The organism is Kosakonia sp. R1.Fl, from assembly GCF_023516815.1.
GTDB lineage: Bacteria > Pseudomonadota > Gammaproteobacteria > Enterobacterales > Enterobacteriaceae > Kosakonia.
The window spans coordinates 1,104,077-1,130,176 of sequence record NZ_JAMGSQ010000001.1 but is presented as its reverse complement, the minus strand read 5'-3'; the positions used below and the strand labels follow the sequence as shown (position 1 = coordinate 1,130,176).

The 26,100-nt window shown below is 54.2% G+C and carries 28 protein-coding genes; 15 read left to right on the top strand and 13 right to left on the bottom strand.

The window, feature by feature from the left end:
• The first annotated feature begins 136 nt into the window (after window positions 1-136).
• From radC to mutM, 4 genes are all read left to right on the top strand, one after another.
• Entirely contained in the window at window positions 137-805 is a 669-nt protein-coding gene (gene radC, locus M8Q36_RS05330; protein WP_020455753.1) for a RadC family protein, read from the top strand.
• 216 nt (window positions 806-1,021) lie between these two features.
• A complete protein-coding gene (gene rpmB / locus M8Q36_RS05325; RefSeq protein WP_002436699.1) occupies window positions 1,022-1,258 on the top strand; it encodes a 50S ribosomal protein L28 in 237 nt (78 codons plus the stop codon).
• A 20-nt stretch (window positions 1,259-1,278) separates the two neighbouring features.
• The gene (gene rpmG / locus M8Q36_RS05320; protein WP_003024094.1) at window positions 1,279-1,446 is read left to right on the top strand and encodes a 50S ribosomal protein L33; all 168 of its coding nucleotides are present in this window, start codon (window positions 1,279-1,281) and stop codon (window positions 1,444-1,446) included.
• 75 nt (window positions 1,447-1,521) lie between these two features.
• Complete coding sequence (gene mutM, locus M8Q36_RS05315) at window positions 1,522-2,331, top strand: bifunctional DNA-formamidopyrimidine glycosylase/DNA-(apurinic or apyrimidinic site) lyase (protein ID WP_249880246.1); 810 nt, start codon at window positions 1,522-1,524, stop codon at window positions 2,329-2,331.
• Window positions 2,332-2,342: 11 nt separating this feature from the next.
• On the opposite strand, the gene coaD is transcribed toward mutM, so the two are convergent.
• From coaD to M8Q36_RS05295, 4 genes are all read right to left on the bottom strand, one after another.
• Window positions 2,343-2,822: a pantetheine-phosphate adenylyltransferase gene (gene coaD, locus M8Q36_RS05310; RefSeq protein WP_020455751.1), complete on the bottom strand. Its 480-nt coding sequence runs from the start codon at window positions 2,820-2,822 to the stop codon at window positions 2,343-2,345.
• A gap of 3 nt (window positions 2,823-2,825) precedes the next feature.
• Window positions 2,826-3,596 carry a glycosyltransferase family 2 protein gene (locus M8Q36_RS05305; protein ID WP_249880244.1) on the bottom strand — a complete coding sequence of 257 codons (771 nt, stop codon included), beginning with the start codon at window positions 3,594-3,596 and terminating at the stop codon, window positions 2,826-2,828.
• Window positions 3,596-4,870 (bottom strand): lipid IV(A) 3-deoxy-D-manno-octulosonic acid transferase, encoded by a 1,275-nt coding sequence (waaA, locus tag M8Q36_RS05300; protein ID WP_083126951.1) that lies wholly within the window; start codon window positions 4,868-4,870, stop codon window positions 3,596-3,598. Before waaA ends, M8Q36_RS05305 begins: the two co-directional genes overlap by 1 nt.
• Before the next feature lie 110 nt (window positions 4,871-4,980).
• The gene (locus M8Q36_RS05295; RefSeq protein ID WP_097399819.1) at window positions 4,981-5,970 is read right to left on the bottom strand and encodes a glycosyltransferase; all 990 of its coding nucleotides are present in this window, start codon (window positions 5,968-5,970) and stop codon (window positions 4,981-4,983) included.
• Between the two features lie 158 nt (window positions 5,971-6,128).
• Here M8Q36_RS05295 and M8Q36_RS05290 point away from each other — a divergent pair, with 158 nt between their 5' ends.
• Window positions 6,129-7,232: a glycosyltransferase family 4 protein gene (locus tag M8Q36_RS05290; RefSeq protein WP_249880243.1), complete on the top strand. Its 1,104-nt coding sequence runs from the start codon at window positions 6,129-6,131 to the stop codon at window positions 7,230-7,232.
• Here the strand turns inward: M8Q36_RS05290 and M8Q36_RS05285 are convergent.
• The 5 genes from M8Q36_RS05285 to rfaD are packed head-to-tail and all read right to left on the bottom strand — an operon-like array spanning window position 7,211 to window position 12,381.
• Window positions 7,211-8,320 carry a glycosyltransferase family 4 protein gene (locus M8Q36_RS05285; protein ID WP_249880242.1) on the bottom strand — a complete coding sequence of 370 codons (1,110 nt, stop codon included), beginning with the start codon at window positions 8,318-8,320 and terminating at the stop codon, window positions 7,211-7,213. The genes M8Q36_RS05290 and M8Q36_RS05285 overlap by 22 nt on opposite strands.
• Entirely contained in the window at window positions 8,317-9,420 is a 1,104-nt protein-coding gene (gene rfaQ / locus M8Q36_RS05280) for a putative lipopolysaccharide heptosyltransferase III (protein ID WP_249880241.1), read from the bottom strand. Before rfaQ ends, M8Q36_RS05285 begins: the two co-directional genes overlap by 4 nt.
• Window positions 9,413-10,396, bottom strand: a complete 984-nt coding sequence (gene rfaC, locus M8Q36_RS05275) for a lipopolysaccharide heptosyltransferase RfaC (protein ID WP_249880240.1) — start codon at window positions 10,394-10,396, stop codon at window positions 9,413-9,415. Before rfaC ends, rfaQ begins: the two co-directional genes overlap by 8 nt.
• 3 nt (window positions 10,397-10,399) lie before the next feature.
• Window positions 10,400-11,446 (bottom strand): ADP-heptose--LPS heptosyltransferase RfaF, encoded by a 1,047-nt coding sequence (gene rfaF, locus M8Q36_RS05270; RefSeq protein ID WP_249880238.1) that lies wholly within the window; start codon window positions 11,444-11,446, stop codon window positions 10,400-10,402.
• A 2-nt stretch (window positions 11,447-11,448) separates the two neighbouring features.
• Window positions 11,449-12,381 (bottom strand): ADP-glyceromanno-heptose 6-epimerase, encoded by a 933-nt coding sequence (gene rfaD, locus M8Q36_RS05265; protein ID WP_249880237.1) that lies wholly within the window; start codon window positions 12,379-12,381, stop codon window positions 11,449-11,451.
• Window positions 12,382-12,597: 216 nt separating this feature from the next.
• Here rfaD and kbl point away from each other — a divergent pair, with 216 nt between their 5' ends.
• The 5 genes from kbl to M8Q36_RS05240 all read left to right on the top strand — a co-directional run bounded on the left by kbl (window position 12,598) and on the right by M8Q36_RS05240 (window position 18,206).
• Complete coding sequence (gene kbl, locus M8Q36_RS05260) at window positions 12,598-13,794, top strand: glycine C-acetyltransferase (RefSeq protein ID WP_249880235.1); 1,197 nt, start codon at window positions 12,598-12,600, stop codon at window positions 13,792-13,794.
• 9 nt (window positions 13,795-13,803) lie between these two features.
• Window positions 13,804-14,829, top strand: a complete 1,026-nt coding sequence (gene tdh, locus M8Q36_RS05255) for an L-threonine 3-dehydrogenase (protein ID WP_249880234.1) — start codon at window positions 13,804-13,806, stop codon at window positions 14,827-14,829.
• 263 nt (window positions 14,830-15,092) lie between these two features.
• Window positions 15,093-16,352 carry an O-antigen ligase family protein gene (locus tag M8Q36_RS05250; RefSeq protein ID WP_249880233.1) on the top strand — a complete coding sequence of 420 codons (1,260 nt, stop codon included), beginning with the start codon at window positions 15,093-15,095 and terminating at the stop codon, window positions 16,350-16,352.
• Between the two features lie 68 nt (window positions 16,353-16,420).
• Complete coding sequence (locus tag M8Q36_RS05245; protein ID WP_249880232.1) at window positions 16,421-17,272, top strand: glycosyltransferase; 852 nt, start codon at window positions 16,421-16,423, stop codon at window positions 17,270-17,272.
• Window positions 17,273-17,402: 130 nt separating this feature from the next.
• Entirely contained in the window at window positions 17,403-18,206 is an 804-nt protein-coding gene (locus M8Q36_RS05240; RefSeq protein WP_249880231.1) for a capsular polysaccharide synthesis protein, read from the top strand.
• Between the two features lie 23 nt (window positions 18,207-18,229).
• Here the strand turns inward: M8Q36_RS05240 and M8Q36_RS05235 are convergent, their stop codons facing one another.
• From M8Q36_RS05235 to gpmM, 3 genes are read right to left on the bottom strand one after another with little or no spacing between them, the layout of a single operon-like run.
• Entirely contained in the window at window positions 18,230-19,171 is a 942-nt protein-coding gene (locus M8Q36_RS05235) for a divergent polysaccharide deacetylase family protein (RefSeq protein ID WP_249880230.1), read from the bottom strand.
• Between the two features lie 3 nt (window positions 19,172-19,174).
• Complete coding sequence (envC, locus tag M8Q36_RS05230; RefSeq protein WP_017458189.1) at window positions 19,175-20,440, bottom strand: murein hydrolase activator EnvC; 1,266 nt, start codon at window positions 20,438-20,440, stop codon at window positions 19,175-19,177.
• A 9-nt stretch (window positions 20,441-20,449) separates the two neighbouring features.
• The gene (gene gpmM / locus M8Q36_RS05225) at window positions 20,450-21,997 is read right to left on the bottom strand and encodes a 2,3-bisphosphoglycerate-independent phosphoglycerate mutase (RefSeq protein WP_249880229.1); all 1,548 of its coding nucleotides are present in this window, start codon (window positions 21,995-21,997) and stop codon (window positions 20,450-20,452) included.
• Window positions 21,998-22,242: 245 nt separating this feature from the next.
• On the opposite strand from gpmM, the gene M8Q36_RS05220 reads away from it, so the two are divergent.
• The 5 genes from M8Q36_RS05220 to cysE all read left to right on the top strand — a co-directional run bounded on the left by M8Q36_RS05220 (window position 22,243) and on the right by cysE (window position 25,380).
• Window positions 22,243-22,674, top strand: a complete 432-nt coding sequence (locus M8Q36_RS05220; RefSeq protein WP_017458191.1) for a rhodanese-like domain-containing protein — start codon at window positions 22,243-22,245, stop codon at window positions 22,672-22,674.
• A gap of 31 nt (window positions 22,675-22,705) precedes the next feature.
• Complete coding sequence (gene grxC / locus M8Q36_RS05215; protein ID WP_020455733.1) at window positions 22,706-22,957, top strand: glutaredoxin 3; 252 nt, start codon at window positions 22,706-22,708, stop codon at window positions 22,955-22,957.
• 39 nt (window positions 22,958-22,996) lie between these two features.
• The gene (gene secB, locus M8Q36_RS05210; protein ID WP_017458193.1) at window positions 22,997-23,464 is read left to right on the top strand and encodes a protein-export chaperone SecB; all 468 of its coding nucleotides are present in this window, start codon (window positions 22,997-22,999) and stop codon (window positions 23,462-23,464) included.
• Window positions 23,464-24,474, top strand: coding sequence for an NAD(P)H-dependent glycerol-3-phosphate dehydrogenase (gene gpsA, locus M8Q36_RS05205; RefSeq protein WP_017458194.1), 1,011 nt, complete (start codon window positions 23,464-23,466; stop codon window positions 24,472-24,474). Before secB ends, gpsA begins: the two co-directional genes overlap by 1 nt.
• Window positions 24,475-24,558: 84 nt before the next feature.
• A complete protein-coding gene (gene cysE / locus M8Q36_RS05200; RefSeq protein WP_017458195.1) occupies window positions 24,559-25,380 on the top strand; it encodes a serine O-acetyltransferase in 822 nt (273 codons plus the stop codon).
• 195 nt (window positions 25,381-25,575) lie between these two features.
• On the opposite strand, the gene trmL is transcribed toward cysE, so the two are convergent.
• The gene (gene trmL, locus M8Q36_RS05195; protein ID WP_249880228.1) at window positions 25,576-26,085 is read right to left on the bottom strand and encodes a tRNA (uridine(34)/cytosine(34)/5-carboxymethylaminomethyluridine(34)-2'-O)-methyltransferase TrmL; all 510 of its coding nucleotides are present in this window, start codon (window positions 26,083-26,085) and stop codon (window positions 25,576-25,578) included.
• Between the last annotated feature and the right edge of the window lie 15 nt (window positions 26,086-26,100).

The following is a 26,100-nucleotide window of genomic DNA, read 5'->3' as shown; positions in this document are numbered from 1 at the left end:
CATTTTATCACAATCCTGGTGTTGTCGTGCTGTTGCCCACAAACCACTTTGCGAGGCGCTACGCAGAGATATGACTTTCTCGTCGAAGCGAAACGGCAGCTATGGCAGCATTGGCAAGAGTGAAGGAGAAATGAATATGGATATTGTTTTTACGCCCCAAAAACCGCGTGAAAAGATGATGAAGTTCGGTATTGAGTCACTGACTGACGTGGAACTGCTGGCGCTTTTTTTGCGCACCGGAACACAGGGAAAGAGCGTGCTCACCGTGGCGCGTGAAATGCTCAAGCAGTTTGGTTCGCTGTATACGCTGCTCTCCGCCGATCTTGATGATTTTAAAGAGGTGCATGGCATTGGCCTTGCCAAATACGCTCAATTGCGGGGTATCGGTGAACTGGCGCGGCGCTATTATAATGCGCGCCTGCTGGAAGAGAGCTCACTGCTGAGCCCGGAAATGACGCGCGAGTTTTTACAAAGCCAGCTTGCGGGCGAAGAGCGCGAGATCTTTATGGTGATTCTGATGGATAACCAGAACCGGATACTTAAACATTGTCGGCTTTTTACCGGCACGATTAACCAGGTTGAGGTGCATCCGCGAGAAATTTTGCGTGAAGCGTTAAAAGTCAATGCGGCCGCCGTGATCCTCGCGCATAATCACCCCTCTGGTAACGCTGAGCCGAGCAAAGCGGACAGGCAGATCACTGAGCGGGTAATAAAATGCTGCCAGTTCATGGACATCCGGGTGCTCGATCATCTGGTTATTGGCCGCGGTGAGTATGTTTCTTTTGCCGAACGTGGTTGGATTTAGACCACTTTGCGCGATCCATCGGGATCTTTGTCTGTTCGGGACTTGAGCACACCGCCGACTCAGCGTATACTACGCCACCTTTGAGAATCTCGGGTTTGGCATTTGGGCCTGGCAATCGAGAGTTCACATAGAACTGCGATGACCGGGCTGTAAAGCCTGACGAGGCGCCGATACCCCATACGAAGCTCGAGCTAATTTGATTTTTGGAGAATAGACATGTCCCGAGTCTGCCAAGTTACTGGCAAGCGTCCGGTGACCGGTAACAACCGTTCCCACGCACTGAACGCGACTAAACGCCGTTTCCTGCCGAACCTGCACTCTCACCGTTTCTGGGTTGAGAGCGAAAAGCGTTTTGTCACCCTGCGTGTATCTGCTAAAGGTATGCGTGTAATCGATAAGAAAGGCATTGATACAGTTCTGTCTGAACTGCGTGCCCGTGGCGAAAAGTACTAAGTACTTAGAGGATATAAATCATGGCTAAAGGTATTCGTGAGAAAATCAAGCTGGTTTCTTCCGCTGGTACTGGTCACTTCTACACCACCACGAAGAACAAACGTACTAAGCCGGAAAAACTGGAACTGAAAAAATTCGATCCAGTTGTCCGTCAGCACGTGCTGTACAAAGAAGCTAAAATCAAATAATTTTAGTTTTCTTGCACAAAAACCCCGCTCTGTCGGGGTTTTTGCATTTCTGACCACCCATAAACCGGAGACGAGATGCCTGAATTACCCGAAGTCGAAACCAGCCGCAGAGGTATTGAACCGCACCTTGTTGGCGAAACCATTCTTCACGCGGTAGTGCGCAACGGGCGATTGCGTTGGCCGGTTTCCGAAGAGATCCACAGCCTGAGCGACAAACCGGTACTGAGCGTTCAGCGCCGCGCCAAATATTTGCTGCTCGAATTACCCGACGGCTGGATCATTATTCACCTTGGCATGTCCGGTAGCCTGCGCATTCTTCCCCATGAGTTACCTGCTGAAAAACACGACCATGTCGATTTGGTGATGAGCAACGGCAAAGTGCTGCGCTACACCGATCCACGTCGTTTTGGCGCGTGGCTATGGACGAAAGAGCTGGAAGGGCACAATGTGCTGGCGCATCTCGGCCCGGAGCCGCTCAGCGACGCTTTCAACGCTGACTATTTCCAGCAGAAATGCGCGAAGAAGAAAACCGCCATTAAACCCTGGCTCATGGATAACAAGCTGGTGGTCGGCGTGGGGAATATCTACGCCAGCGAGTCGCTGTTTGCCGCCGGGATCCATCCCGATCGGCTGGCTTCGTCACTCTCGGCGCAGGAGTGCGAAATTCTGGTGCGGGTGATCAAAGCAGTGTTGCTGCGCTCTATCGAGCAGGGCGGAACCACGCTAAAAGACTTTTTGCAAAGCGACGGCAAACCGGGCTATTTCGCTCAGGAGTTGCAGGTATATGGTCGGGAAGGGGAACCTTGTCGCGTCTGCGGCACGCCGATTGTTGCCGCAAAGCATGCACAGCGCTCAACGTTTTACTGCCGACGCTGCCAGAAATAAGTACCGGGAGCTTACTTAAGCTTCTCTAACAGCGCCTGGTGAACGTCAGGCGGCAGGAAGTGGGTGACATCGCCCTGATGGCGCGCCACTTCTTTGACCAGCGTAGAAGAGATAAACGACCACTCTTTCGACGGCATAAGAAATACGCTTTCCAGCTCCGGCATCAGGTGGCGGTTCATATGTGCCAGCTGCATCTCATATTCGAAATCCGCTACCGCCCGCAAACCGCGAATAAGGATATTTGCCTGCTGGGCGCGGGCAAAATTGGCCATCAAATCACTAAACCCCACCACCGAAACATTCGGCAGATGCGCCGTCGCGGCCTGCGCCAGCGCCACGCGCTCTGGCAGGTCAAACAGCGGTTTTTTGCTTGGGCTGGCGGCAATCGCTAATACCACCTCATCAAACATCGTGGCGGCGCGGGTCACAATATCAATATGCCCGTTAGTGATGGGGTCAAAGGTGCCGGGATAAATCGCTTTTGTACTCATCGCTTATTCTTTCTCTGAATAACCGTGGTTCAGCGCCCACAGCTCGGTGTATTTATTGAAAGTATACTGCGCGTTAACCACTGCCAGCAGCCAGCCCTGTTTTCCATCCAGTACGCCGCCGCGCAGCAATAATGTTTTGGCGAATGCGCCCAAAGTATGCGCGAAAATTCCCGGTAGTGACGTTTTTTTACCGCGCTGATGGCGTTCCTGCGCCCACGCCGTGGCGTAATTGAACTGTTTACGCTGAAAGCTGGCGAAATCCCGGCAGGTCAGATGCAGCAAATCACCACTGAGCGCAATGACCGGCGCTTGCGGCGCATCCAGTGATTCATGCACCAGATTGCCGTTGTACTGATAGCGCTCGCGCTCGTACAGGCGGGTAACGCGATCCGGATACCAACCGCTGTGGCGCATAAAGCGGCCAAGAAAATAGTTACGGCGGGCAATGCTGTAAACGGCGCCCGGCTGCGGTGCGGCGAGCGTCGCGCGAATGTGCTCTGCGAGTTCCGGGGTGACGCGCTCGTCGGTATCGAGCATTAGAATGTAATCGCCGCTGGCGTAGCGCTGTGCCAGCTGGCGCTGTACGCCGTAACCCGACCAGTCGGTATGGGTGAAGACTTTGGCGCCCGCGCGGCTGGCAATGCCCACTGTATCGTCGCTGCTGCCGGAATCCAGCAGCACAATTTCATCCGCCCAGGCAACGGATGCCAGACAATCGGGCAGCAGATCCGCCGCGTTTTTGGCGATCATCACCACCGACAAACGTTTGGACATTAATGGCTCCGCTGAGGCAAATACGGTTGCAGAAGTTGCAGCAGGCGCGCCAGAGCGCCCTGGTTCTGGTGCAGCACTTCCACCGCGTGGCGGCCGTACCATAAACGGTAATCTTCATCCGTCAGCAGGGTCGACACCTCTTTCACCAGCGAATCCGCATCGGTGACGGTGATCAACCCTTCCGCTTCCTGCAGGCGTGCGCAGATATCTTTGAAATTAAACGTATGTGGCCCCATCAGCACGGGAATCGCGTGTGCGGCAGGCTCCAGCGGGTTGTGGCCGCCGCGTTCAACCAGGCTGCCGCCGACAAACGCCAGATCGGCGATACCGTAGAGCAGCATCAGTTCACCCATCGTGTCGCCGATCACCACCTGTGTGCTGCTGGAAGGGATTTCACCTGAGCTGCGCAAGGTGTAGCTGAAGCCGGCTTTCTGCGTCAAATTGCGCGCATCCGGGAAGCGTTCCGGGTGGCGGGGCACCAGAATTAACAGTAAATCAGGGAAGGTTTCCAGCAGCTTGCGGTGCGCTTGTAAAATAATTGCTTCTTCGCCGTCGTGCGTGCTGGTAGCAATCCACACCTGGCGGCGCGGTGCCCACTGGCGGCGCAGCGTTATAGCGCGGGCAGCAAGTTCAGGCGTCACGGAGATATCAAATTTCAGGCTGCCGGTCACGGTCAACTGGCTGCGCTTTAAGCCTAATTGCAGAAAACGGTCGGCATCTTCCTGGTTTTGCGCGGCAATCAGGGTGATTTTGCTCAGCAGGCGGCGCATAAATTTGCCCAACTTGCCGTAACCTTTTGCCGAGCGTTCTGACAGTCGCGCGTTAGCGATAACCAGGGGGATTTGGCGCGCTTTCAGCGCGGAAATCATGTTCGGCCACAGTTCGGTTTCCATCACGATCACCAGCTTCGGGCGAACATTGTTGAGAAAACGGTTCATGGCGCAGGGCAGATCGTACGGGAGATAAACATGATGTACGTCTTTGCCGAACGCCGACATCACCCGTTCCGAGCCGGTTGGTGTCATGGTGGTCACGGTGATGGGCAGCGAAGGGTAGCGATGGCGCAGCGCACGTACCAGCGGGATCGCCGCCAGCGTTTCTCCCACGGAGACGGAATGCAGCAGAATACCGTCCGGCTTCACTTTGTTACGACAAAAACCATAGCGTTCAGCCCAGCGTTTGCGGTAAGCAGGGGCTTTGCGGCTGCGAAGTAATAATCGCAACCACACCAGAGGCTGAATTAAGTAAAGCAGGGTGGTATACAACAATTCCAAGCGACTATCCGTTTTTTTAAGATTCGGCGGGCAAATTCTAAGCATTTAGGGCGGTTAAAGCTATACCTTTGACGCGCGGGCATCTCCCCGCGCGTCAAGATGTTCTCTGTTTAGCTTTCAGCCAGATAACGTTTCAGGCGGAAATAGCGACGCCCCAGACGCCAGCGCTGACGCAATCCGCGTGCGTTACGCCAGATCATTTGCCAGATACCGCGATCAAACAGCTCTTGAGTTATCTCTTTGCGCTTCGCAGGATCGTCAATATTGTTAATGCTATGAAGGATCCCAAGGCCTTCTTTAGCGATTTGCCACTGGCAAGCCGGAACACGTTTCACCTGCTCCGGATAGCGCAAGTTGATGGTATTAAGCATCTCGAGAATTTTCATGTAGTGGCGCGCCGAACGCATCCGCGTGTCGTTAGTTCCCGGCGTATGGGAAACAGAGGCGGAGTGGATCAGATAATCGTAATAGGTTTCATCGATGTACTGCACCCGTTTCGCGGTTAGCAGCACTTCGGTCGTCCACGGAATGTCCTGATGCCGTAAACCGTGTTCGAACGTAAACCCCTGCGCTTTGATAAAGTCGTGGCGGTAAATATTCAGCCAGGTAACATGCAGAAATTTACGCGACGCCAGCGCTCGCTGGAGCCAGACCGGCCCTTCCAGCACATCAGTGGAAGCCAGTTTATCTGAAGGGAAGATTTTCTTTGACGGGCGACCATCATCGTAAATATAGGTGCCGTTACAGGTTGCCACATCCAGTTGGTTTTTGAGTGCGATCTCCAGCAAGCGCGGGTACATGCCTGGATGAATCACGTCATCGATATCGGGAAACGCCAGGTACTCGCCTGTCGCCACCGCCAGCCCGGTATTGCGTGCCGCCGAAACGCCCTGGTTCGCCTGGCTAAGCACCCGGTAGTTGGCAAATTCTTGCGCATACTGAGCAATGATCTCTGCCGAGCGGTCAGAAGAGCCATCGTCAACCACAATCAGCTCAAGGCTATCGAGATTTTGCGCTTTGATGCTGTCAAAAAATGCGTTAAGAAAATTTTCGCCATTGTAAACAGCGACCACAAGACTGAGTTGGGGTTTGTCGGACATGCTTTCTCCGGTGGGGGCCAATACCGCGTCGTGGGCGGTTATGCGGTGCTTGATGGTGCGGTATTATATCCGCTGAGGGCTAAAAGAATAATCTTTGTAATAACAAAGATTCCGGGCGTTATAATTCGTCGTTTGGCAGGTAAGGTCACAGGAAATCTATGCATATTGTTCACACCGAAGCAGATGGCGGGAAAGGCGGGCAGCCGCTGCGGATTATCAATGAGTCGTTAGGCATGCTGGAGCGCGGCCATCAGGTGACTATCCTGTGCCCGGAAACCGCGCCGCTGCACCAGATGGCGAGCGATGCCGGGCTAACGGTAGTGACCATGCCGCTGAAACGCAAAAATATCAGTAACCTGCTTGCGCTGCGCCGTTGGTTGCGCGCGAACCGCGACAGCATTGATGTGATTAATAGCCATAATTCCGCCGATACCTGGCTGGTGGCGCTGGCGAACCTTACGCTGTCGCGCCCGGTGCCGCTGGTGCGTACCCGCCACGCTTCCGGTACGCCGCGCAATAACTGGACCACGCGCTGGCTGTTCCGCCGTGCCTGCGCGCATATCGTCAGTACCGGAGAAGCGCTGCGCTATCAGATGGTCGATATCGGTGTGCCGCTGGAACAAACCACCTCGGTGCCAAGCGGTGTTGATACCCGACGTTTTCATCCTGCTGATAAAACGGCTGCGCGTGAACAGTGCGGGTTAGCGCAGGATGCCCTGTGGCTGGGTGTGGTGTCCCATCTGCGCCCGAACAAAGGGCATAGCGTGTTGCTCAAAGCGCTGGCGCAAATTAATGACCCGGCGATCAAACTGGCGATTGTCGGTGAAGGGCCGCATCGGGCGACGCTGGAACAGGAAATCGTTCAGCTTGGTTTGCAGGATCGCGTGCTGATGGCGGGCCATCAAAGCAATCCTTCGCAGTGGTTTCCGGCGTTCGATATTGCGTTAAGTCCGTCGCACGATATGGAAGGTGTACCGCAAGGCGTACTGCAATCGCTGGCTTGCCGCATCGCGACTATCGCCACAGATGCAGGGGGCACTGCGGATGCCATTATCAATGAACAAACCGGCTTGCTGGTGGCACAGCGCGATATTGAAGCCCTGCGCGGTGCGATTGTTCGCCTGGTTGACGATGCCGCGCTACGCGATACGCTGGCGCAACAGGGTTATGATTACCTGTGCGCCCACTTAACGCGTGAATGTATGCTGGCGGCGATGGAAAAGGTGTTCGCCGACGCCGCTCAGCGCAGCAGGTCGCGGTAAAGCGCCTGCAACTCCTGGGCCATCCGATCCAGCGTCCAGGGTTCTGCGGTGGCGCGCGCCGCCGCCGCATAATCCACGCCGCGCGTACGACCAGTCAGCCACTCATCGACAGACGCGCTGTAACCTTCGCTATCCAGCGCATCGCGCACCCAGCCGTTTTCCCCTTCGACCACCCATTCGGCAGCTCCGCAGCCAGGGCTGGTAAACAGTGGCAGCCCGCAAGCCAGCGCTTCAACGCAGACGTTCGGGAACGGATCGTAGAGCGTTGGCAGGATCAGCGCGTCCGCTGAACCGTAGACCTGGCGAATATCCGCCACCGGGCCAAGAAAACGCACACGCGGCATCACGCCCAACTGGCGCGCCAGCTTTTCAAACTTACGGGCGTGTTTATCGCGACCAGCTATCAGCAGCCAGACGGATGGATGCGCGACAATCGCACGCAGCGCCGTCGCGACACCTTTACGGGTAAAACCGGAACCGACATACGCTAGTACCGGTGCGTCGATAGGAATTGCCAGTGCCGTTCGCAGGGACAACTCACGCACGCTGGGGTGGAAATGGGTGGTATCGACACCGTTATAAATCACCGTCAATTGATCGTCGCGCAATTGAAAACGACGGGCGATATCATCGCGCACCATCCGCGAATTACAGATAACCTTGCGCAGCGCAGGATGCGCGAACATCTGGCGCTCCGCCTGCAAAATGTAGTGGTGATAGGGGCTGAAATTCTGCGACCAGCGTTTTAGCGGTGACAGAATGCGGCTGTACTGTTCAAGCCAGGTGGCATGTACGCCGTCTCCGGCGCGGAAAATGGTCGCACCGGGAATGCGCTCATGGCTCTGCACAATGTCGAAATCGGCAAAGTGCGCCGCTGCGGCGTCAGCAAAACCCGCTTCGCGCATTTTGCGGTTACGAAACGGTGGGTTGACCGTCAGGGTGTGCCAGCCAGCGGCGTTTTCCCATTCGCGGGCGATCAGCGTGACATCCAGCGAGGTATCCTGCGCCAGCACATTCAGGGCGCGGGAAACGAAACGTTCTGCGCCGCCGTTCGGGTTATAGGTTTGTCTGACGATAGCCAGCTTCATGCGGGATTTTCCAGCAGTAAAGTATCAATCGCGCCGAGCACCTGCGCAGGCGTAATGGCGGTAATGCAATCAGAAACCTGGCTGTCGCCGCAGCCCGCTTTGCCGCATGGCTGGCAGGTGAAACCGGCGGTAATGACCCGGTAAGTGACACCCCACGGTGCCCATTTTATCGCGCCCGTTGGGCCGAAAATGGCGACGGTGGGCGTACCCACGGCGCTGGCCAGGTGCATTGGCATGGAATCCACGCCGAAGAAGAGCCGCGCGTGTTTCATCAACGCGCCCAGTTCTTTCAGATTCAGTTGCCCGCTTAAATCAAACACCGGCTGCGTCAATGCGGCGCGCAGCTTATCCATATAGTCGCTCTCTTCTTTCGACGGCGCGGCCGAGAGAATGATCGGTAAGCCACGGGCTGCCAGTGTGTCGATGGTCGCCGCCAGCTTGTCGATTTGCCAGGCTTTGAACATCCAGCGCGATGTCGGGTGCACCAGAATGTAGGATTTGCTGGCGAGACCAAAGCCCACTAGTTTTTGCAAAATGGTGTTTTCCGCTTCCTCGCCTGGCGTAAACAACGTGCGTTTGTCCTCTGCGCTGGCCGGGTGGATGCCAATACGGCGCAGGGCGTCCAGGTTCACTTCCACCATATGGCGGCTGTTATCCTGAATTGCCGGATAGAGCGTGGTGAAGGATTTCACCCAGCGCCAGCGGGCGAGGCCGCCGCGCTTATCCGGTTTGAAGCCGACAGAGACGCGGGGTTTCAGCTTGCGCGCCAGACGCGCGCCGTGCCAGTGTTCGGTGAGGTTTATCAGCACATCGTAATTGCGCGCTTGAAGCTGGTTGCGCAGGCCGCGATAGAGGCTTAACTGTTTCAGCCAGCCCTGTTTGCGCCATTTGCGCCCGATGGTATGCACCTGATCGATATACGGATGGTTGGTTAACATCGCCTGAGTATCGTCGTACACCAACGCATCCACTTCGACGCCGGGCCAGTTTTTCTTCAGTACGGTAAACATCGGCGAGGTCAGCAAGACATCACCGTGGTGACGCAACTTGATAATCAGCACCCGTTTCGGCGGGCGTTCGGGTGAGAAAAAATCAGACATGGACACGCTCAGCTGTCAGCAAAGGCTGTAATTGGCGATAAACCGCAGCGGCAGAAAGGCTGCTCAACTGCGAAGAGTTTTCCGGGCGGCAAATGGTTTGGTTTTTCCCGTAGCCACCGATAAGACCAGGATCCGTTGGGCCATAAAGCGTGACGTTCGGCCTGTCCAGCGCAGCGGTAAGATGGCTTAAACCGGTATCAACCGAGACGACAAACCGCGCGCCTGCCAGTTCCCGCGCCACATTCTCAAGGCTCATCCGCGGCAGGACATCGACAAAATTCAGCCCTTGCGCCAGCCGTTTCGCGCGGGCCTCTTCATGCGGCGCGCCCCACGGTAACTTTATGCGTAAGCCGCTGTCAGCCAGCAGATTAAGTAGCTCGCGCCAGTGCGCTTCCGGCCAGTGTTTATCATCGCGGGTGGTGGCGTGTAAGAACACGGCATAGGGCGAATGCGCCGCGTCGGCGACGGCAAAATGGCGGGCGATGGCGTAATCACCCTGCGTTTGCGGTTTGGTATAACCGAGGCTTTTGGCGAATAATTCGCGGGTGCGCTCAACCGCATGTTGCTGTTTAGCAATGTGGTGACGGCGATTGTAAAACAGGCTCGCTAAGGGCTCGCGCGCGGTGCGCCAGTCCATACCGTGTTTCACGCCGTGCGCCAGCCGGGTGACCAGTGCGGCGCTTTTCACCAGCCCTTGCGCATCAATAATCGCGTCGTACCGCTCAGCCTGTACCGCCTGGCGAAAGGCTTTACGCTCGGCGGCAATGGGGGCGGAAAACCAGGCTTTGCGCCAGCGGCGGATCGCCACCGGAATAACGCGCTCAACGGCGGCGTGCCAGGCGGGGATCTGGGCGAAACCCTCTTCCACCACCCAGTCAAAGCGGATGCCGGGAATTGCCTGCGTAGCGTCGGTGAGCGCGGGCAGCGTATGCAGCACATCGCCCATCGACGAGGTTTTAACGATCAATACCCGCATCGGTTATCCTTCCGCGTCCAGCAACAGCGCGTTCAACTCTTCCAGCACGCGCTGCGGGGTAATGTCGATCAGACTCTGGTGATAGCCTTCGGCGGCGTCGCCTTTGCGCACTTTGTGGTAGCCGGAAATCAGGCGGATCACGCGGGCTTTGTGCGACAGCGGCGGGGTGAAATCCGGGCTGCTTGGCCCGTAAAGCGCCACCAGCGGGCGGTTAAGCGCGGCAGCGACATGCATCAAACCGGAATCATTGGTCACCACCGCTTTACAGGCGGCAATCAGCACAACGGCTTGTTCCAGCTGCGTTTCACCGGCCAGATTGCGGCACCAGGCTTGCTGCTCGGTGCTCAGCGAGGCCAGAATCTCGTTGCCCGCTTCGTGATCTTTCGCCGAACCAAACAGCAACACCTGATAGCCTTCATCAATCAGTTGCTTGGCCAGTTCTGCGTAATGGTAGTGCGGCCAGCGTTTGGCCGGGCCGAACTCTGCGCCGGGGCAAAAACCAATCACCGGGCGTTCGGCAGAAATAGCAAACGTCGCGCAAACTTGTAATTTCTCGCTGTCGTTAACCTGCAACTGCGGCCACAGCAGCGGCTGCGGCAGATCCTGCGCCGAGCGCATCACACCTTTGTCATAGGCCAGCGCCACATAGCGCTCCACCATTAACGGCCAGGCTTGTTTATCCAGTACGCGAGCGTCATTGAGCAGACCGTAACGCATTTCACCGCGCCAGCCGGTACGGTGCGGCACGTTGGCAAAGAACGGTACCAGCGCGGATTTAAACGAGTTGGGCAGCACATAGGCGCGGTCATAGCGGTGCTCGCGCAGGCTGTGGCCCAGCTTACGGCGTGCGCCAATTTCCAGCGCACCGTGGCCGAGCGGCATTGGGATCGCTTCGTTGACTTCCGGCATGCGTGATAAAAGTGGACGGCACCACGCGGGTGCCATCACATCGATTATCGCCTGGGGAAAGCGCGCTTTAAGCGTGCGGTAAAGACTCTGCGACATCATCATGTCGCCGACCCAGGACGGGCCAATGACCAAAATTTTCATACTTACGCGTCGCGGTTCAGCCAGGCCATATACTCGGTTACGCCTTCGGCGACGGTTTTAAACGGTTTGTCGTAACCTGCAGCGCGCAGGTTGGTCAGATCCGCCTGGGTAAACGCCTGGTAGCGGCCTTTCAGTTTGTCCGGGAACGGAATGTATTCGATGCTGCCTTTTTTGTGGAAGGCCAGCGTCGCATCGGCCACAGCCTGGAAAGATTCCGCGCGACCGGTGCCCAGGTTGTAGATACCGGAAACGCCGTTTTCCCAGAACCACAGGTTCACCGCCGCCACGTCGCCAACATAGACAAAATCGCGTTTGAAGTTATCGCTGCCTTCGAACAGTTTCGGGCTTTCGCCGTTGTTCAACTGGGTATTGAGGTGGAAGGCCACGCTCGCCATGCTGCCTTTGTGCCCTTCGCGCGGGCCATAAACGTTAAAGTAGCGGAAGCCGACAATCGGTGAGTTCGCTTCCGGCAGGATGCCGCGCACATACTCGTCGAACAGCATTTTTGAATAGCCGTAAACGTTAAGCGGCTTTTCGTATTCGCGGGATTCAATAAAGTCCGAAGTACGACCACCGTAAGTCGCGGCAGAAGACGCGTACAGGAACGGGATTTCGCGCTCCAGGCAGTAGTGCAGCAGCTCTTTGGAATACTGATAGTTGTTATCCATCATGTACTTGCCATCCCACTCGGTGGTGGATGAACACGCACCTTCGTGGAATACGGCTTCAATATCACCGAACTCTTCGCCAGACATAATCTGGATCAGGAAATCTTCTTTATCCATGTAGTCGGCAATGTGCAGGTCGACCAGATTGACGAATTTGGTGCCGTCTTTCAGGTTGTCCACCACCAGAATATCGGTGATGCCTTTATCATTCAGGGCCTTAACGATGTTGCTGCCGATAAAACCCGCGCCGCCGGTCACGATGATCATAACTGTACCTTTGAAAAGTGGAGCGTTGAGACGATCTCAGACACTAATGTCTCTTATCATATCATCACATTGACGACCCTTCAGCCATTCACCCAGTGAACGATATGGCTATGCGTGATTTATGCTACAAAATGAAGAATGGATGCTGTGTCATCTCGTATCACCGTATACCTTTCGGTAATATGTGCCGAAATTTGCCCAGTCTGGAGAATTGCGATGCGTGGGGATTTTTATAAACAGTTAACGAACGACCTGGAAACCGCGCGTGCGGAAGGGTTGTTTAAAGAAGAACGCATTATTACGTCGGCCCAGCAGGCTGATATCACCGTGGCCAATGGCGACCATGTCATTAACTTCTGCGCCAATAACTATCTTGGCCTTGCCAACCACCCTGATTTGATTGCTGCCGCGAAAGCCGGTATGGACAGCCACGGCTTTGGTATGGCGTCGGTGCGCTTTATCTGTGGCACGCAAGATAGCCACAAAGCGCTGGAGAAGAAGCTGGCCGATTTCCTCGGTATGGAAGATTCCATTCTCTACTCCTCCTGCTTCGATGCGAACGGCGGCCTGTTTGAAACGCTGCTCGGCGCGGAAGATGCCATCATTTCCGACGCGCTGAACCATGCTTCTATCATCGACGGCGTGCGTCTGTGTAAAGCGAAGCGCTATCGCTACGCTAATAACGATATGCAGGAGCTGGAAGCCTGCCTGAAAGAGGCGCGTGAAGCGGGTGCTCGTCATGTACTGATTGCGACCGATGGCGTGTTTTCCATGGACGGCGTGATCGCTAACCTGCAAGGTGTGTGCGATCTGGCGGATAAATATGACGCGCTGGTGATGGTCGATGACTCTCACGCGGTCGGTTTTGTTGGCGCCAATGGTCGCGGTACGCATGAATATTGCGATGTGATGGGGCGCGTGGACATCATCACCGGCACACTCGGCAAAGCGCTTGGTGGCGCGTCCGGCGGTTACACCGCGGCGCGTAAAGAGGTGGTGGAGTGGCTGCGTCAGCGTTCCCGCCCGTATCTTTTCTCCAACTCACTGGCGCCAGCCATTGTTGCGGCGTCCATTAAAGTGCTGGAAATGCTTGAGTCCGGCGCTGAGCTGCGCGATCGCCTGTGGGCCAATGCCCGTCTGTTCCGCGAAAGAATGACCGCCGCAGGCTTTACGCTGGCAGGTGCAGACCACGCGATTATCCCGGTGATGCTGGGCGATGCGGTGGTGGCGCAAAACTTTGCCCGCGAACTGCAAAAAGAGGGGATTTACGTCACCGGTTTCTTCTTCCCGGTGGTGCCAAAAGGTCAGGCGCGTATCCGCACACAGATGTCTGCGGCGCATACGCCTGAACAAATTGAGCGTGCGGTTGCTGCCTTTACCCGCATTGGTAAACAACTGGGTGTGATTGCCTGAGGGCGTGAAATGAAAGCGTTATCCAAACTGAAAGCAGAAGAAGGCATCTGGATGACCGACGTACCGGAGCCGGATGTTGGTCATAACGATCTGCTGATTAAAATTCGCAAAACCGCGATTTGTGGCACTGACGTGCACATCTACAACTGGGACGACTGGTCGCAAAAAACCATTCCTGTACCGATGGTCGTCGGCCATGAATATGTCGGCGAAGTGGTGGGCATCGGCCAGGAAGTGAAAGGTTTTAAAATTGGCGATCGCGTTTCCGGTGAAGGCCATATTACCTGTGGTCATTGCCGTAACTGCCGCGCCGGGCGTACGCATCTGTGCCGTAACACCACGGGTGTGGGCGTCAACCGTCCGGGCTGTTTTGCCGAATACCTGGTGATCCCGGCGTTCAACGCTTTCAAAATCCCCGACAATATTTCTGACGATTTGGCGTCGATTTTCGATCCGTTTGGTAACGCGGTGCACACGGCGCTCTCCTTTGATTTGGTGGGAGAAGATGTGCTGGTCTCCGGCGCAGGCCCGATTGGTATTATGGCTGCGGCGGTGGCAAAACACGTTGGTGCACGCCATGTGGTTATCACCGATGTGAATGAGTACCGCCTCGATCTGGCGCGCAAAATGGGTGTTACCCGCGCGGTTAACGTCGCCAAAGAGAATCTGGCGGATGTGATGGCAGAACTGGGTATGACCGAAGGTTTCGACGTGGGTCTGGAGATGTCCGGCGCGCCGCCAGCGTTTCGCACGATGCTCGACACCATGAACCACGGCGGCCGTATTGCGATGCTGGGTATTCCGCCGTCCGATATGTCTATCGACTGGACTAAAGTCATCTTCAAAGGGCTGTTTATTAAAGGGATTTACGGTCGTGAGATGTTTGAAACCTGGTATAAGATGGCGGCGTTAATCCAGTCTGGTCTGGATCTTTCCCCGATCATTACCCACCGTTTCAGAATTGATGAGTTCCAGCAGGGCTTCGACGCGATGCGCTCAGGACAGTCCGGCAAAGTGATTCTGAGCTGGGATTAATTTGGCTTTAGGGGAGGTGACAGCATATATCTCCCCTCATTCCCGGCTGTTTATGCTGCTGAGGTTTATTTGCAGATTCCGCGTGGCGAAGATCGCCTGGGGCGATGCTGCATCAGAAAACTCTTTGAATGAATAAGTTTTCCGCCGATGCTTTGATTTCGCTAGCGCGGTGTGTAATATTTCGCATCTATTGTTGCTGTGGGTGCTTCAATAGCAGGCCATTACTATTATGAACGCATATGCGAAATTGAGTTATTAAGATAATGATAAATAGTAAATTTGAAAACGCGCAGTTAATATTAAAGCAGATAATGTTTTTTCTTTGTGTTATTGCTTTTTGCTCTATTATTGTTAATCCCTATTTGTCGGTAAAAATACTTGGTGTGGCAGGGGTAGGTGCTTTTTTTATCACTCTACTGGATTGGAAAGAAATTAAAAATAGTGATGCAAAATGGTTGTGTCTTTCATTGTTTTTAATTGGTTCGAGTGATTTGGTATGGTATGGGTTATATAAAAATGCCGATAGTCCGGTAATAAATTCATATCGTGCGTATCTTGAGGTCGGTAAAATCTGTTTTTTTGGCGCCTTTATTCTTAATGTACTGTCAGACAAGAATCGCGGATTCATCTTTAATAAAAAAGTGCACTATTTTTCAGCTGCGCTGCTGCAAATTATGGTGATCAGCTATGTTCTCTGGCAGAGCTTTTACCTTGGTAATCCTCGAGTCACCTTTACCCTTGCGGGAGGAGCTGACGCAACCGGAGCAGCATATACAGTCGTATTTATCTCTCTCTATACTATCCTGGTGCTGCAGCATTTACGTATCAGAATAAGAGAATTACTGCTGATCGCGCATTTTTTCATTACCATGGTGATCCTTGTTGCTACTGAAACCCGTGCCACAATATTGACCTATCCAATTCTTATTCTTGCATTGTTACTTACTAAAATATACCGGGAAAAACATGTGCCGTGGAAAGCGTTATCGGTATTTATGCTTGTTTTGTTAGCAGGAGTATGGATTAAACACGATAGCATTGTTCAACGCTATAATGAATTCAACCAAGATATCGTTGCCTATGACCAAAATAACTCTGTTACCTCAATCGGTGCGCGTTTAGCAATGTGGGAAACAGGTTTGATTTCAGCAAGGCACAATTATCTTTGGCAATCAGCCGATCAACGCAGTGCGATTATTTATAAGATTGTTGAAAAAGATCCGTCTTTAAAGGGGGCGTTATATTTCGAAGGCGGTCATTTACATAATGAAATTGTTGAAACGTTATCAACAAAAGGCCCTTCCGGGTTATTAATGTATATTATATTTGTTGTCTCGTTTGCTTTGTACGCATACCGAAAACTGAATAGTATTATTATGTGCACGTTCCTTGCCGCAATAGTTACTTTTGGTTTCTCCGGCGTTATGTTCTATTCCAAAACTACGCCTATTGCCTGGATGCTGGCGTTGATTATGTCCGTCACACTCCTTGTCAGCAATTCAAAAGATAAGGTTTTTAAGTAGCTTTTGCTTATCCACCGGGGAAAAGGTATTCTTCCGGTGGATAGATTATTACCAATAATATGAGTTTTATGATGAAAGAATTGGTCTCAGTTATAATCACTACCTTCAACCGGGAAGACCTTCTGGAGAGGGCGATCCGCTCTGTTATTAACCAGGATTATCCGGCCATTGAATTGATTATTATTGACGATCATTCGAACGACAAAACCGCGCAGCTTATCGCAAAATTGCACAATGAATGTGAAGCGCGTTTTGTTCGCTTTATTTATCAACGCAACGAAATGAATAGTGGTTCGAATTTCAGCCGAAATCGCGGCTACTCTTTAGCTCAGGGAAAATTTGTCACTGGCCTTGACGATGATGATTATTTTCTGCCACAGCGCCTGTCTGCGTTAGTCGCCCGTTATGATGAAAAGTTCGCTTTCGTCAGCGACGCGCCAGCGAGGCTTGATAAGCAGCAGAAGAAACAGCTCTTCCCGGAAAGTAAAAAAATCATCACCGCACAGGATCTGCTATGTGAAAACGTTGTTGGTAACCAGGTGCTTACCACGCGTGAGAAATTGCTGGGTGTGGGGGGATTTTCACCTGAAATCAGACAGCAGCAAGATCGTGATGTCTGGATCAAACTGACGTTGAAATATGGCCCAGGCCTGAAATACAACTTCAGCACCGCGATGGTGGATGCGGAACACGGCAGTGACAGAATCACCGCCCGCTTAAAAAAATACCATTCCTACCGTAAGCTTTATTTCAAATTTAAACCGCAGATGACGGAAGAAACCATCAGTCACAACCTTTATCAATTGATGTCATTTCGCGGGGTAAGTTCCAGCAAGATGAATGCGCTGCTGCGCGGCCGTAAGAAAGGCTGGAAACTTCGGCTTAAACTGCTGCGTCGCACCCTTAAAGAGATGTTCTAAAACAGGTGGATCCATGTTTGCGCTTAATCTGCTGAATAAACTCATTAAAAAGTCCAGGCGCCTGGCAAAAAAAACCAAACTCCCGTTTTTTCAGCGCTTCTCCACACGGTTGGAAGAGAAGAAAAAGCGGATGATTTTCTCTGCTATTGATGCGCTGGGGGTGAAACCCTCAATGGATGAGCCCGCAGTGGCGGAGCCGACGCGCATTGTCTGGATCTGCTGGTTGCAGGGACGTGAGCACGCGCCAGAGCTGGTTAAGCGCTGTATTGCGTCAGTCGAAGAAAATGCCGTAGGGGCAAAAGTGGTGGTGCTAACCGATGAAACCATCCCGCATTATTTGACCTTACCTGAGCATATTGTGCAGAAGTACCAGCAGGGGCGAATCAGTCAGGCTCCGTATTCAGATATTGTGCGCTGCTCGTTGCTCTATCAATACGGTGGGATTTGGATGGATGCGACCATGTTTTTAACACGCCCCGTTCCTGAATCGCTATTCGCGCGGGAATTCTCCTCGCTGCGTTTTGATCTTAATAAAGAGGCTAATGCCCTTAGCCAGGGATTTTGGACTACCTACTTACTAGCTTCTCACAAACACAATTCGCTGGTGAAATACGTGCGCGATGTACTGTACGCTTATTGGCTCCAGCATGATGAATTAATTGAATATTTTCTGACAGATTATTCATTTCGCCATGCACTGGAACATTACGCAGAATTCCGTACGTTGCTGCTTGGGCAACCGGTGATTGGCAATAACCGCTTTCTGATTCGTCAGTTTATGAATAAAAAAGCGGATAGCAATGGCTGGTCGGTGTTGCGGGATGACGCCGTTGGTATTTATAAGCTCTCGCATAAAGAGACGTATCAAACGGAAGATAACCAGCAGCCAACACTCTATGCGCAGATCCTGAAGGGCGAGTTCTCGCTCAACTAATTACTCGCCCGTCGGATAATCTCTTAAGGGTGGGTTGTTTTCCACCCTTGCCATTGATTCTGCATATAACGCACCAGCGTACTTTCCCCAACACTTTCACTGATTACACTAAAGAAGCGGCTGGCATAAACCGGTTCAGGTTTGTGCTTCGCTTTACACAGTTTTGCGCCGCGAAACGGATTACGCGGTGGCTGAACGGTACCGCCTGGCGGTGTGGCGTTGGGCGTTGAGGTATCTGTCTGCGGTTCATTGAGCAGATCGCTCGGGCGCACCAGCGTAATATCGGCCGGCAGGCTGGGGAGCACTTGCTGTAACACGCGAACGGTAGTGGGATGCGGGTGACCAATTGCAATGGCAGAACCATTGCGACGCGCTAACTGTACGGCGCGGTCAAACTGACGGCGGATATCGCCTTCGTTTTGCGTATCGTCGAGGAACACCTTGCGCTTAATGACTTTTACCCCGGTACCGGAAGCGGCGCGCAGCGCCTGGCTATTGCCGATAGTCATGCTATCAAGGAAATAGAGGTTATAGCGCTCCAGCGCCTGCATCACTTTCTGCATGCCAAACAGACTTGATGTCATGGCGCTGCCCATATGGTTATTCAGCCCGACGGCATACGGCACTTTGTTGACGGCATCGCTGATGATGCGCTCAATCTCTGCGCTACTCATTTCCGGGCGCAGCGTGTCTTTTTCCAGCGGCTGTTTACTCAAAGGTGCCATTGGAAGATGGATCAACACTTCATGGCCACTGTTGTGCGCTTTGGTCGCCATTTCGCGAGCATGCGTTGCATTGGGCAGCACCGCGACGGAAACCGCCTGCGGCATGGCCAGCACCTGATTTTCAGTTTGTGGACGGTAGCCGAAATCGTCGATCACGATGGCCAGTTTCCCGGCGAATACCGGAGCGGAAAACGCCAGCGCACTGGCGAGCGTCAAAACAATACGACGAAATTGAAGCAAACCTTATCTTCCCAACCACGGCTGTGGATTGACCGCCTGACCCTGACGGCGAATTTCGAAATAGAGTGAAGGCCGGCCCTGACCGCCACTGCTCCCTACGAGGGCTATCGGCTGACCGGCGCGAACCTGAGTGCCTACGCTTACCAGCGCGCTCTGGTTGTAACCGTAAAGACTCATGTCGCCCTTGCCGTGTTCAACCACCACCACTAGGCCATAGCCTTGCAGCCAGTCGGCGAGGATCACGCGCCCGTCGGCGATAGCTTTCACTTCGCTGCCTTCCGACGCGCCGATAACAATCCCTTTCCAACGTAGCTCACCCTGCAGTTGTTCGCCATAACGATGCAGCAACGGGCCGCGAACCGGCCAGACGGCTTGACCTGACGGCGAACCTAAACCGCCGGTGCGGGACATCAGCGAGCGTTCGCTCTCGGTGGGTTTATACGTGGTGCCTTTGCGGCTGGCTTCATTCTGGCGGTCACGCACGGCTTGCGCTTCGCGGGCTTCACGTTCGGCACGGGCTTTAGCTGCCGCTTCCGCGCGGGCGAGGCGATCGCGCAACCTGGATTCGTTGGCGCGCATTTCGCTTAGCTGTTGTTGCCCTTCCTGAATGGAGGATTCCAGACCAGAAAGGGTTTTCTGCCGCTCACTGCGTGCTTGTTCAAGTTTGGCCTGCTGCGCTTTTTGCTCATACAGCAGCGTTTGTTGCTGGCTCTGCTTCTCTTCCAGCTCGGATTTTTGCGTGGCGACCTCTTCGCGCGTCTGCTTCAACTGAGCGATGGTTTCCTGGCGCGCCTGGTTGAGATAACCAAAGTAGGCCTGCAAACGCTGGCCGCGCTGGCTCTCTTCGCCGCTTAAAATTAGCTGGATCCCGGTGTGTGGCCCCTGGCGGAACGCCGCATCAAGCTGTGCCGCAAGGTTGTGTTCCTGCGTGGTGCGCTGACGTTCCAGTTTGGCAATCGAGGCGTTCATCTCGGCGATCTGCTTATTGAGCTGGGCGAGGGTGTTTTGCGTTTCCCGCAGCTGGCGAGTGGCGGCAGAGATGGCTTCTTCCTGTGCCTTTAACTGGGCAAGAAGACCCGCGCGTTGCTGTTGTTGCTGGCGAACCGCGCGCTCTTTTTCAGCGATATCGGCCTGAATAGATTTGAGCTGATCGCGGTCATCCGCGTGGGCGGAAACGGCGCACAGCAATGCGCCAGCGCTGAGTGCGCTGGCGCAAAGAAAGGGCCGGATCCCGACCCATGTAATTGAAAAAATCGCCTTTCCCCTCATGGGGAGCGATTATTCCACGATGAACAGCGGCTTACCAGTCATCTCTTGCGGGATTTCCATGCCCATCAACGTCAGCATAGTCGGCGCGATGTCGGAAAGTTTACCGCCGGAAACGGCTTTCAGCGCTTTGTCGCCAACATAGATCAGCGGCACCGGCAGGTTGGTATGCGCAGTGTGTGCCTGACCGGTTGACGGGTCACGCATCTGCTCGGCGTTACCGTGGTCGGCGGTGATCAGCATCTGGCCGCCGACGGATTCCACCGCTTTGCTCACCTCTGCAACACAGTGATCCAGCGCTTCAACAGCGGCGACAGCAGCTTCAAACACGCCGGTATGACCGACCATATCACCGTTCGGGTAGTTACAAATAATGGTGTCGTACTTCCCGCTGGTGATCGCACCCACCAGTTTCTCGGTCAGCTCTGCGGAGCTCATTTCCGGTTGCAGATCGTAAGTCGCCACTTTCGGCGAGTTGATCAGAATGCGGTCTTCGCCCGGGAACGGCTCTTCTACGCCGCCGTTAAAGAAGAAGGTGACGTGGGCATATTTTTCCGTTTCGGAAATACGCAATTGAGTTTTGTTGTGCTTCGCCATCCACTCACCGAGCGTATTCGCCAGAGAAGCCGGTGGATAGGCGACGGCAGTTTTGATGTCGGCGGCATATTCGGTCAGCATAACGAAATCGCCCAACTTAACCACTTTCTTACGTGCGAAACCGTCGAAGACTGCGTTAACGAACGCGCGGGTAATTTCGCGTGCGCGGTCGGCGCGGAAGTTCATGAAAATCAGCGCATCGCCATCTTCCATTGCCGCATCGGGCTGGCCTGCGGCGCGAATAACCGTCGCTTTTACAAACTCGTCATTTTCGTCGCGAGCGTAAGCCGCTTGCAGACCCGCAACGGCGCTATCAAAGGTGAACTCGCCTTTGGCCTCGGTCATCAGGTTGTAAGCTTGTTCCACGCGATCCCAGCGGTTGTCACGATCCATCGCATAGTAACGACCAATAATGCTCGCAACACGGCCTTTACCCAGCGCGGCGAACTTGTCTTCGAATTTTTTCAGCGAGGATTCTGCGCTACGCGGCGGCGTGTCACGCCCATCGAGGAAAGCGTGCAGATAGATTTTTTCCGCGCCGCGTTCCGCAGCCAGTTCCACCATCGCCAGAATGTGGTCTTCATGGCTGTGCACGCCGCCTGCGGAGAGCAGACCCATAATGTGCACGGCTTTGCCAGCGGCAACCGCTTTGTCTACCGCACCGGCCAGCACCGGGTTGCTAAAGAACGTACGCTCTTTGATCTCTTTATCCAGGCGAGTCAGATCCTGGTAAACAATACGCCCTGCGCCCAGATTAACGTGGCCGACTTCGGAGTTGCCCATCTGGCGATCCGGCAGGCCGACTTCGAGGCCTGACGCGTCAATCAGCGTATGCGGGCGGGTTGCCCACAGTTTGTCCATCACCGGGGTTTTAGCGTTAAAAATAGCGTTATCCTGCTGGTCTTCACGGTAGCCGTAGCCATCCAGAATCACCAGTACCATAGGTTTTTTAGAAACCGACATTGCGACAACCTCATGCTCAGAAGACAAAAAATTTGCGTAATTTTACTACAGCTGAATCGATAAAATAGCCGCAGAAGATCAAAGAAAGCGGCTGACCAGGCTCTTGTTTGCGCCGCGAGTCTTTATTTTTTCTGTAACACTCCGCAGAAAATGCATTCCGTCGCGCTCGCTGGCTGTATTTGCCCCACTGCGCAGGTATACTCCTTGCTGGTTTTTAATCACTAAGTCCGGAGTTGTAACCCCAGATGCAAGAAATTATGCAATTTATTGGCCGCAACCCAATCCTGTGTATCGCCTGGATTGCGTTATTCGGTGCTGTGCTGTTTACCACTTTCAAGGGCATTGCGTCTAAAGTGAAAGTGATTTCTCGCGGCGAAGCTACGCGCCTCATTAATAAAGAAGATGCCGTGGTAGTGGACTTACGCCAGCGTGATGATTTCCGTAAAGGTCACATTGCAGGCGCGGTGAATTTGCTGCCAAACGAGATCAAAGCCAATAATGTAGGTGAGCTTGAAAAACACAAAAGCGCGCCGATTATCGTTGTTGATGGTACCGGCATGCAGGCCCAGACCCCGGCGAACGAGCTGGTGAAAGCCGGTTTCGAGAAGGTCTTTGTGCTGAAAGACGGTATCTCTGGCTGGATGGGCGAAAACCTGCCGTTAGTTCGCGGTAAATAATTTACCCACGGGTAAACATCGGAGAAGAGATATGGCCAATATTGAGATCTACACGAAAGCGACTTGCCCGTTTTGCCATCGCGCAAAAGCGCTGCTGAACAGCAAAGGTGTTGCTTTTGCTGAGCTGCCGATCGACGGTGATATGGTAAAACGCGAAGAGATGATTCAACGTAGTGGCCGTACGACGGTTCCGCAGATTTTCATTGATGCGCAGCACATTGGCGGCTGCGACGATTTATATGCGCTGGACGCGCGTGGCGGGCTGGATCCGCTGTTGCGTTAATGCTTTTAGAGCACTACAACACTTAAGGGTTATTCACTCATGTCTGAACAAAACAACACCGAAATGACTTTCCAGATTCAGCGTATCTACACGAAAGATATCTCTTTCGAAGCGCCGAATGCGCCACACATTTTCCAGAAAGAGTGGCAGCCGGAAGTGAAACTGGATCTCGACACCGCCTCCACCCAACTGGCGGAAGGTGTTTATGAAGTGGTTCTGCGCGTTACCGTAACCGCTTCCCTGGGCGAAGAAACTGGCTTCCTGTGCGAAGTACAGCAGGGCGGTATCTTCTCTATCGACGGTATCGAAGGAACGCAGATGGCGCACTGCCTGGGTGCATACTGCCCGAACATTCTGTTCCCGTATGCCCGCGAGTGCATCACCAGCCTGGTTTCCCGCGGTACTTTCCCGCAACTGAACCTTGCGCCAGTGAATTTTGATGCGCTGTTCATGAACTACCTGCAACAGCAGACTGGCGAAGGTGCCGAACAACATCAGGATGCCTGATGAACGCACTTAATGCTGCAATGACTGTGATCGGTGCCGGCTCTTACGGCACCGCTCTTGCCATCACGCTGGCAAGAAATGGCCACCCGGTTGTGCTGTGGGGCCATGACCCAAAACATATCGCGACCCTGCAACACGACCGTTGCAACGCCGCGTTCCTCCCCGATGTGCCTTTCCCCGACACGCTGCAATTAGAGAGCGATCTTGCCCGCGCGCTGTCCGCCAGCCGTAATATCCTGGTCGTGGTGCCAAGCCACGTCTTTGGCGATGTGCTGGCGCAAATCAAGCCGCTTATGCGCGATGACGCGCGTATCGTCTGGGCGACAAAAGGGCTGGAAGCCGAAACCGGGCGTCTGCTCGAAGAGGTGGCGCGCGAAGTGTTAGGCCCGGATATTCCGCTGGCGGTGATTTCCGGCCCGACATTTGCCAAAGAGCTGGCGGCGGGTCTGCCAACGGCGATTTCCCTCGCTTCTGCTGATCCTCAGTTCGCTGAGGATTTACAGCAGCTCCTTCACTGCGGCAAAAGTTTCCGCGTCTACAGCAACCCGGATTTCATCGGCGTGCAACTGGGCGGCGCGGTGAAAAACGTCATTGCGATTGGCGCGGGCATGTCCGACGGCATTGGCTTTGGCGCCAATGCGCGTACAGCGCTGATCACCCGTGGTTTGACCGAAATGTCACGTCTCGGTGCCGCTCTGGGTGCCGATCCTGCCACCTTTATGGGCATGGCGGGTTTAGGCGATTTAGTGCTGACCTGTACCGACAACCAGTCGCGCAACCGCCGCTTCGGCATGATGCTTGGCCAGGGCATGGACGTACAAAGCGCCCAGGACAAGATTGGCCAGGTGGTCGAAGGTTACCGCAATACCAAAGAAGTGCGCGCGCTGGCGCACCGGTTTGGCGTCGAAATGCCAATAACCGAGGAAATTTATCAGGTATTGTATTGCGGAAAAAATGCGCGCGAGGCAGCATTGACCCTATTAGGTCGTGCCCGCAAGGAAGAGCACTAACCCCTTAGTCGCAGGGACTCTTTTTGAACTCACGATAAGGCTGGCGCAGACCAGCCTGTCGTCTTATCACGTCTGGAGTAAGCAATGCCGTGTGAAGAACTGGATCTGGTCTGGAAAAATATCAAAGCCGAAGCCCGGGCACTGGCGGAGTGTGAGCCAATGCTGGCCAGTTTTTACCACGCGACATTACTCAAGCACGAAAACCTCGGCAGCGCGCTGAGCTATATGCTGGCGAACAAACTGGCCTCGCCGATTATGCCCGCGATTGCCATTCGTGAAGTCGTCGAAGAAGCCTATGCTGCCGACCCGGAAATGATCGCCTCTGCTGCCTGTGATATCCAGGCCGTACGCACGCGCGACCCGGCGGTGGATAAATATTCCACGCCGCTACTCTATCTGAAAGGTTTCCACGCGCTACAGGCATACCGCATTGGGCACTGGCTGTGGACGCAGGGGCGCGAGGCGCTGGCGATTTTCCTGCAAAATCAGGTGTCGGTCAGTTTCCAGGTGGATATTCATCCGGCGGCACGCATTGGTCGCGGCATTATGCTCGACCACGCAACCGGCATCGTGGTGGGCGAAACGGCAGTCATTGAAGATGACGTGTCGATCCTGCAATCGGTCACGCTCGGCGGGACCGGTAAAACCAGTGGCGATCGCCACCCGAAAATCCGCGAAGGGGTGATGATTGGCGCGGGTGCCAAAATTCTCGGCAATATCGAAGTGGGGCGCGGTGCGAAGATTGGCGCGGGTTCGGTAGTGTTGCAACCGGTGCCGCCGCATACCACGGCAGCAGGCGTGCCGGCGCGGATTGTCGGTAAGCCAGAAAGCGATAAGCCGTCAATGGATATGGATCAGCATTTCAACGGGATAAACCACGGATTCGAGTACGGCGACGGGATTTAATGGTCTGGCTATTTTATTTGCCAGTCTGAGTCAGGGCTGCGAGCAAGACGCAACAGCGTGTTGAACATCCGCAGGAGGCGCGAAGCAAATAATCCCCAGGATTCTGTGTTCGCGCCGGTTTTCTTCGCTGCTCGTGTTTTACTGCCCTCGCCAGTTAGCGCAGAAAAATAGATGCGTCAGTCATGACGGGCATCGCTATCCGCAGGTCGGATAACATCCGTCAATTCCCCTTAAGCTACGCAGCACCGCGCCCGGGTAACCGAGCTGGCGCCAGGCTTCATACACCACCACCGATACGGCATTCGACAGGTTCATGCTGCGGCTGTCCGGCATCATCGGAATGCGGATTTTCTGCTCCGGCGGCAGCACGTCAAGGATAGTCGCTGGCAGGCCGCGCGTTTCCGGGCCAAACATCAAATAATCGCCATCCTGGTAGCTCACCGCGCTGTGCGCTGGCGTGCCTTTGGTGGTGAGAGCAAATAAGCGTTGCGGCTGCTCGGCTTCAACAAAGGCGGCGTAATCGTGATGGCGTTTTACCGCGGCGAACTCATGGTAGTCCAACCCTGCGCGGCGCAGGCGCTTGTCGTCCCAGGTGAAGCCCATCGGTTCAATGATATGCAGACGAAAACCGGTATTGGCGCATAAACGGATGATATTCCCGGTATTTGGCGGGATTTCAGGTTCGAATAAAACGATGTTTAACATACTGCCCCCTTAATA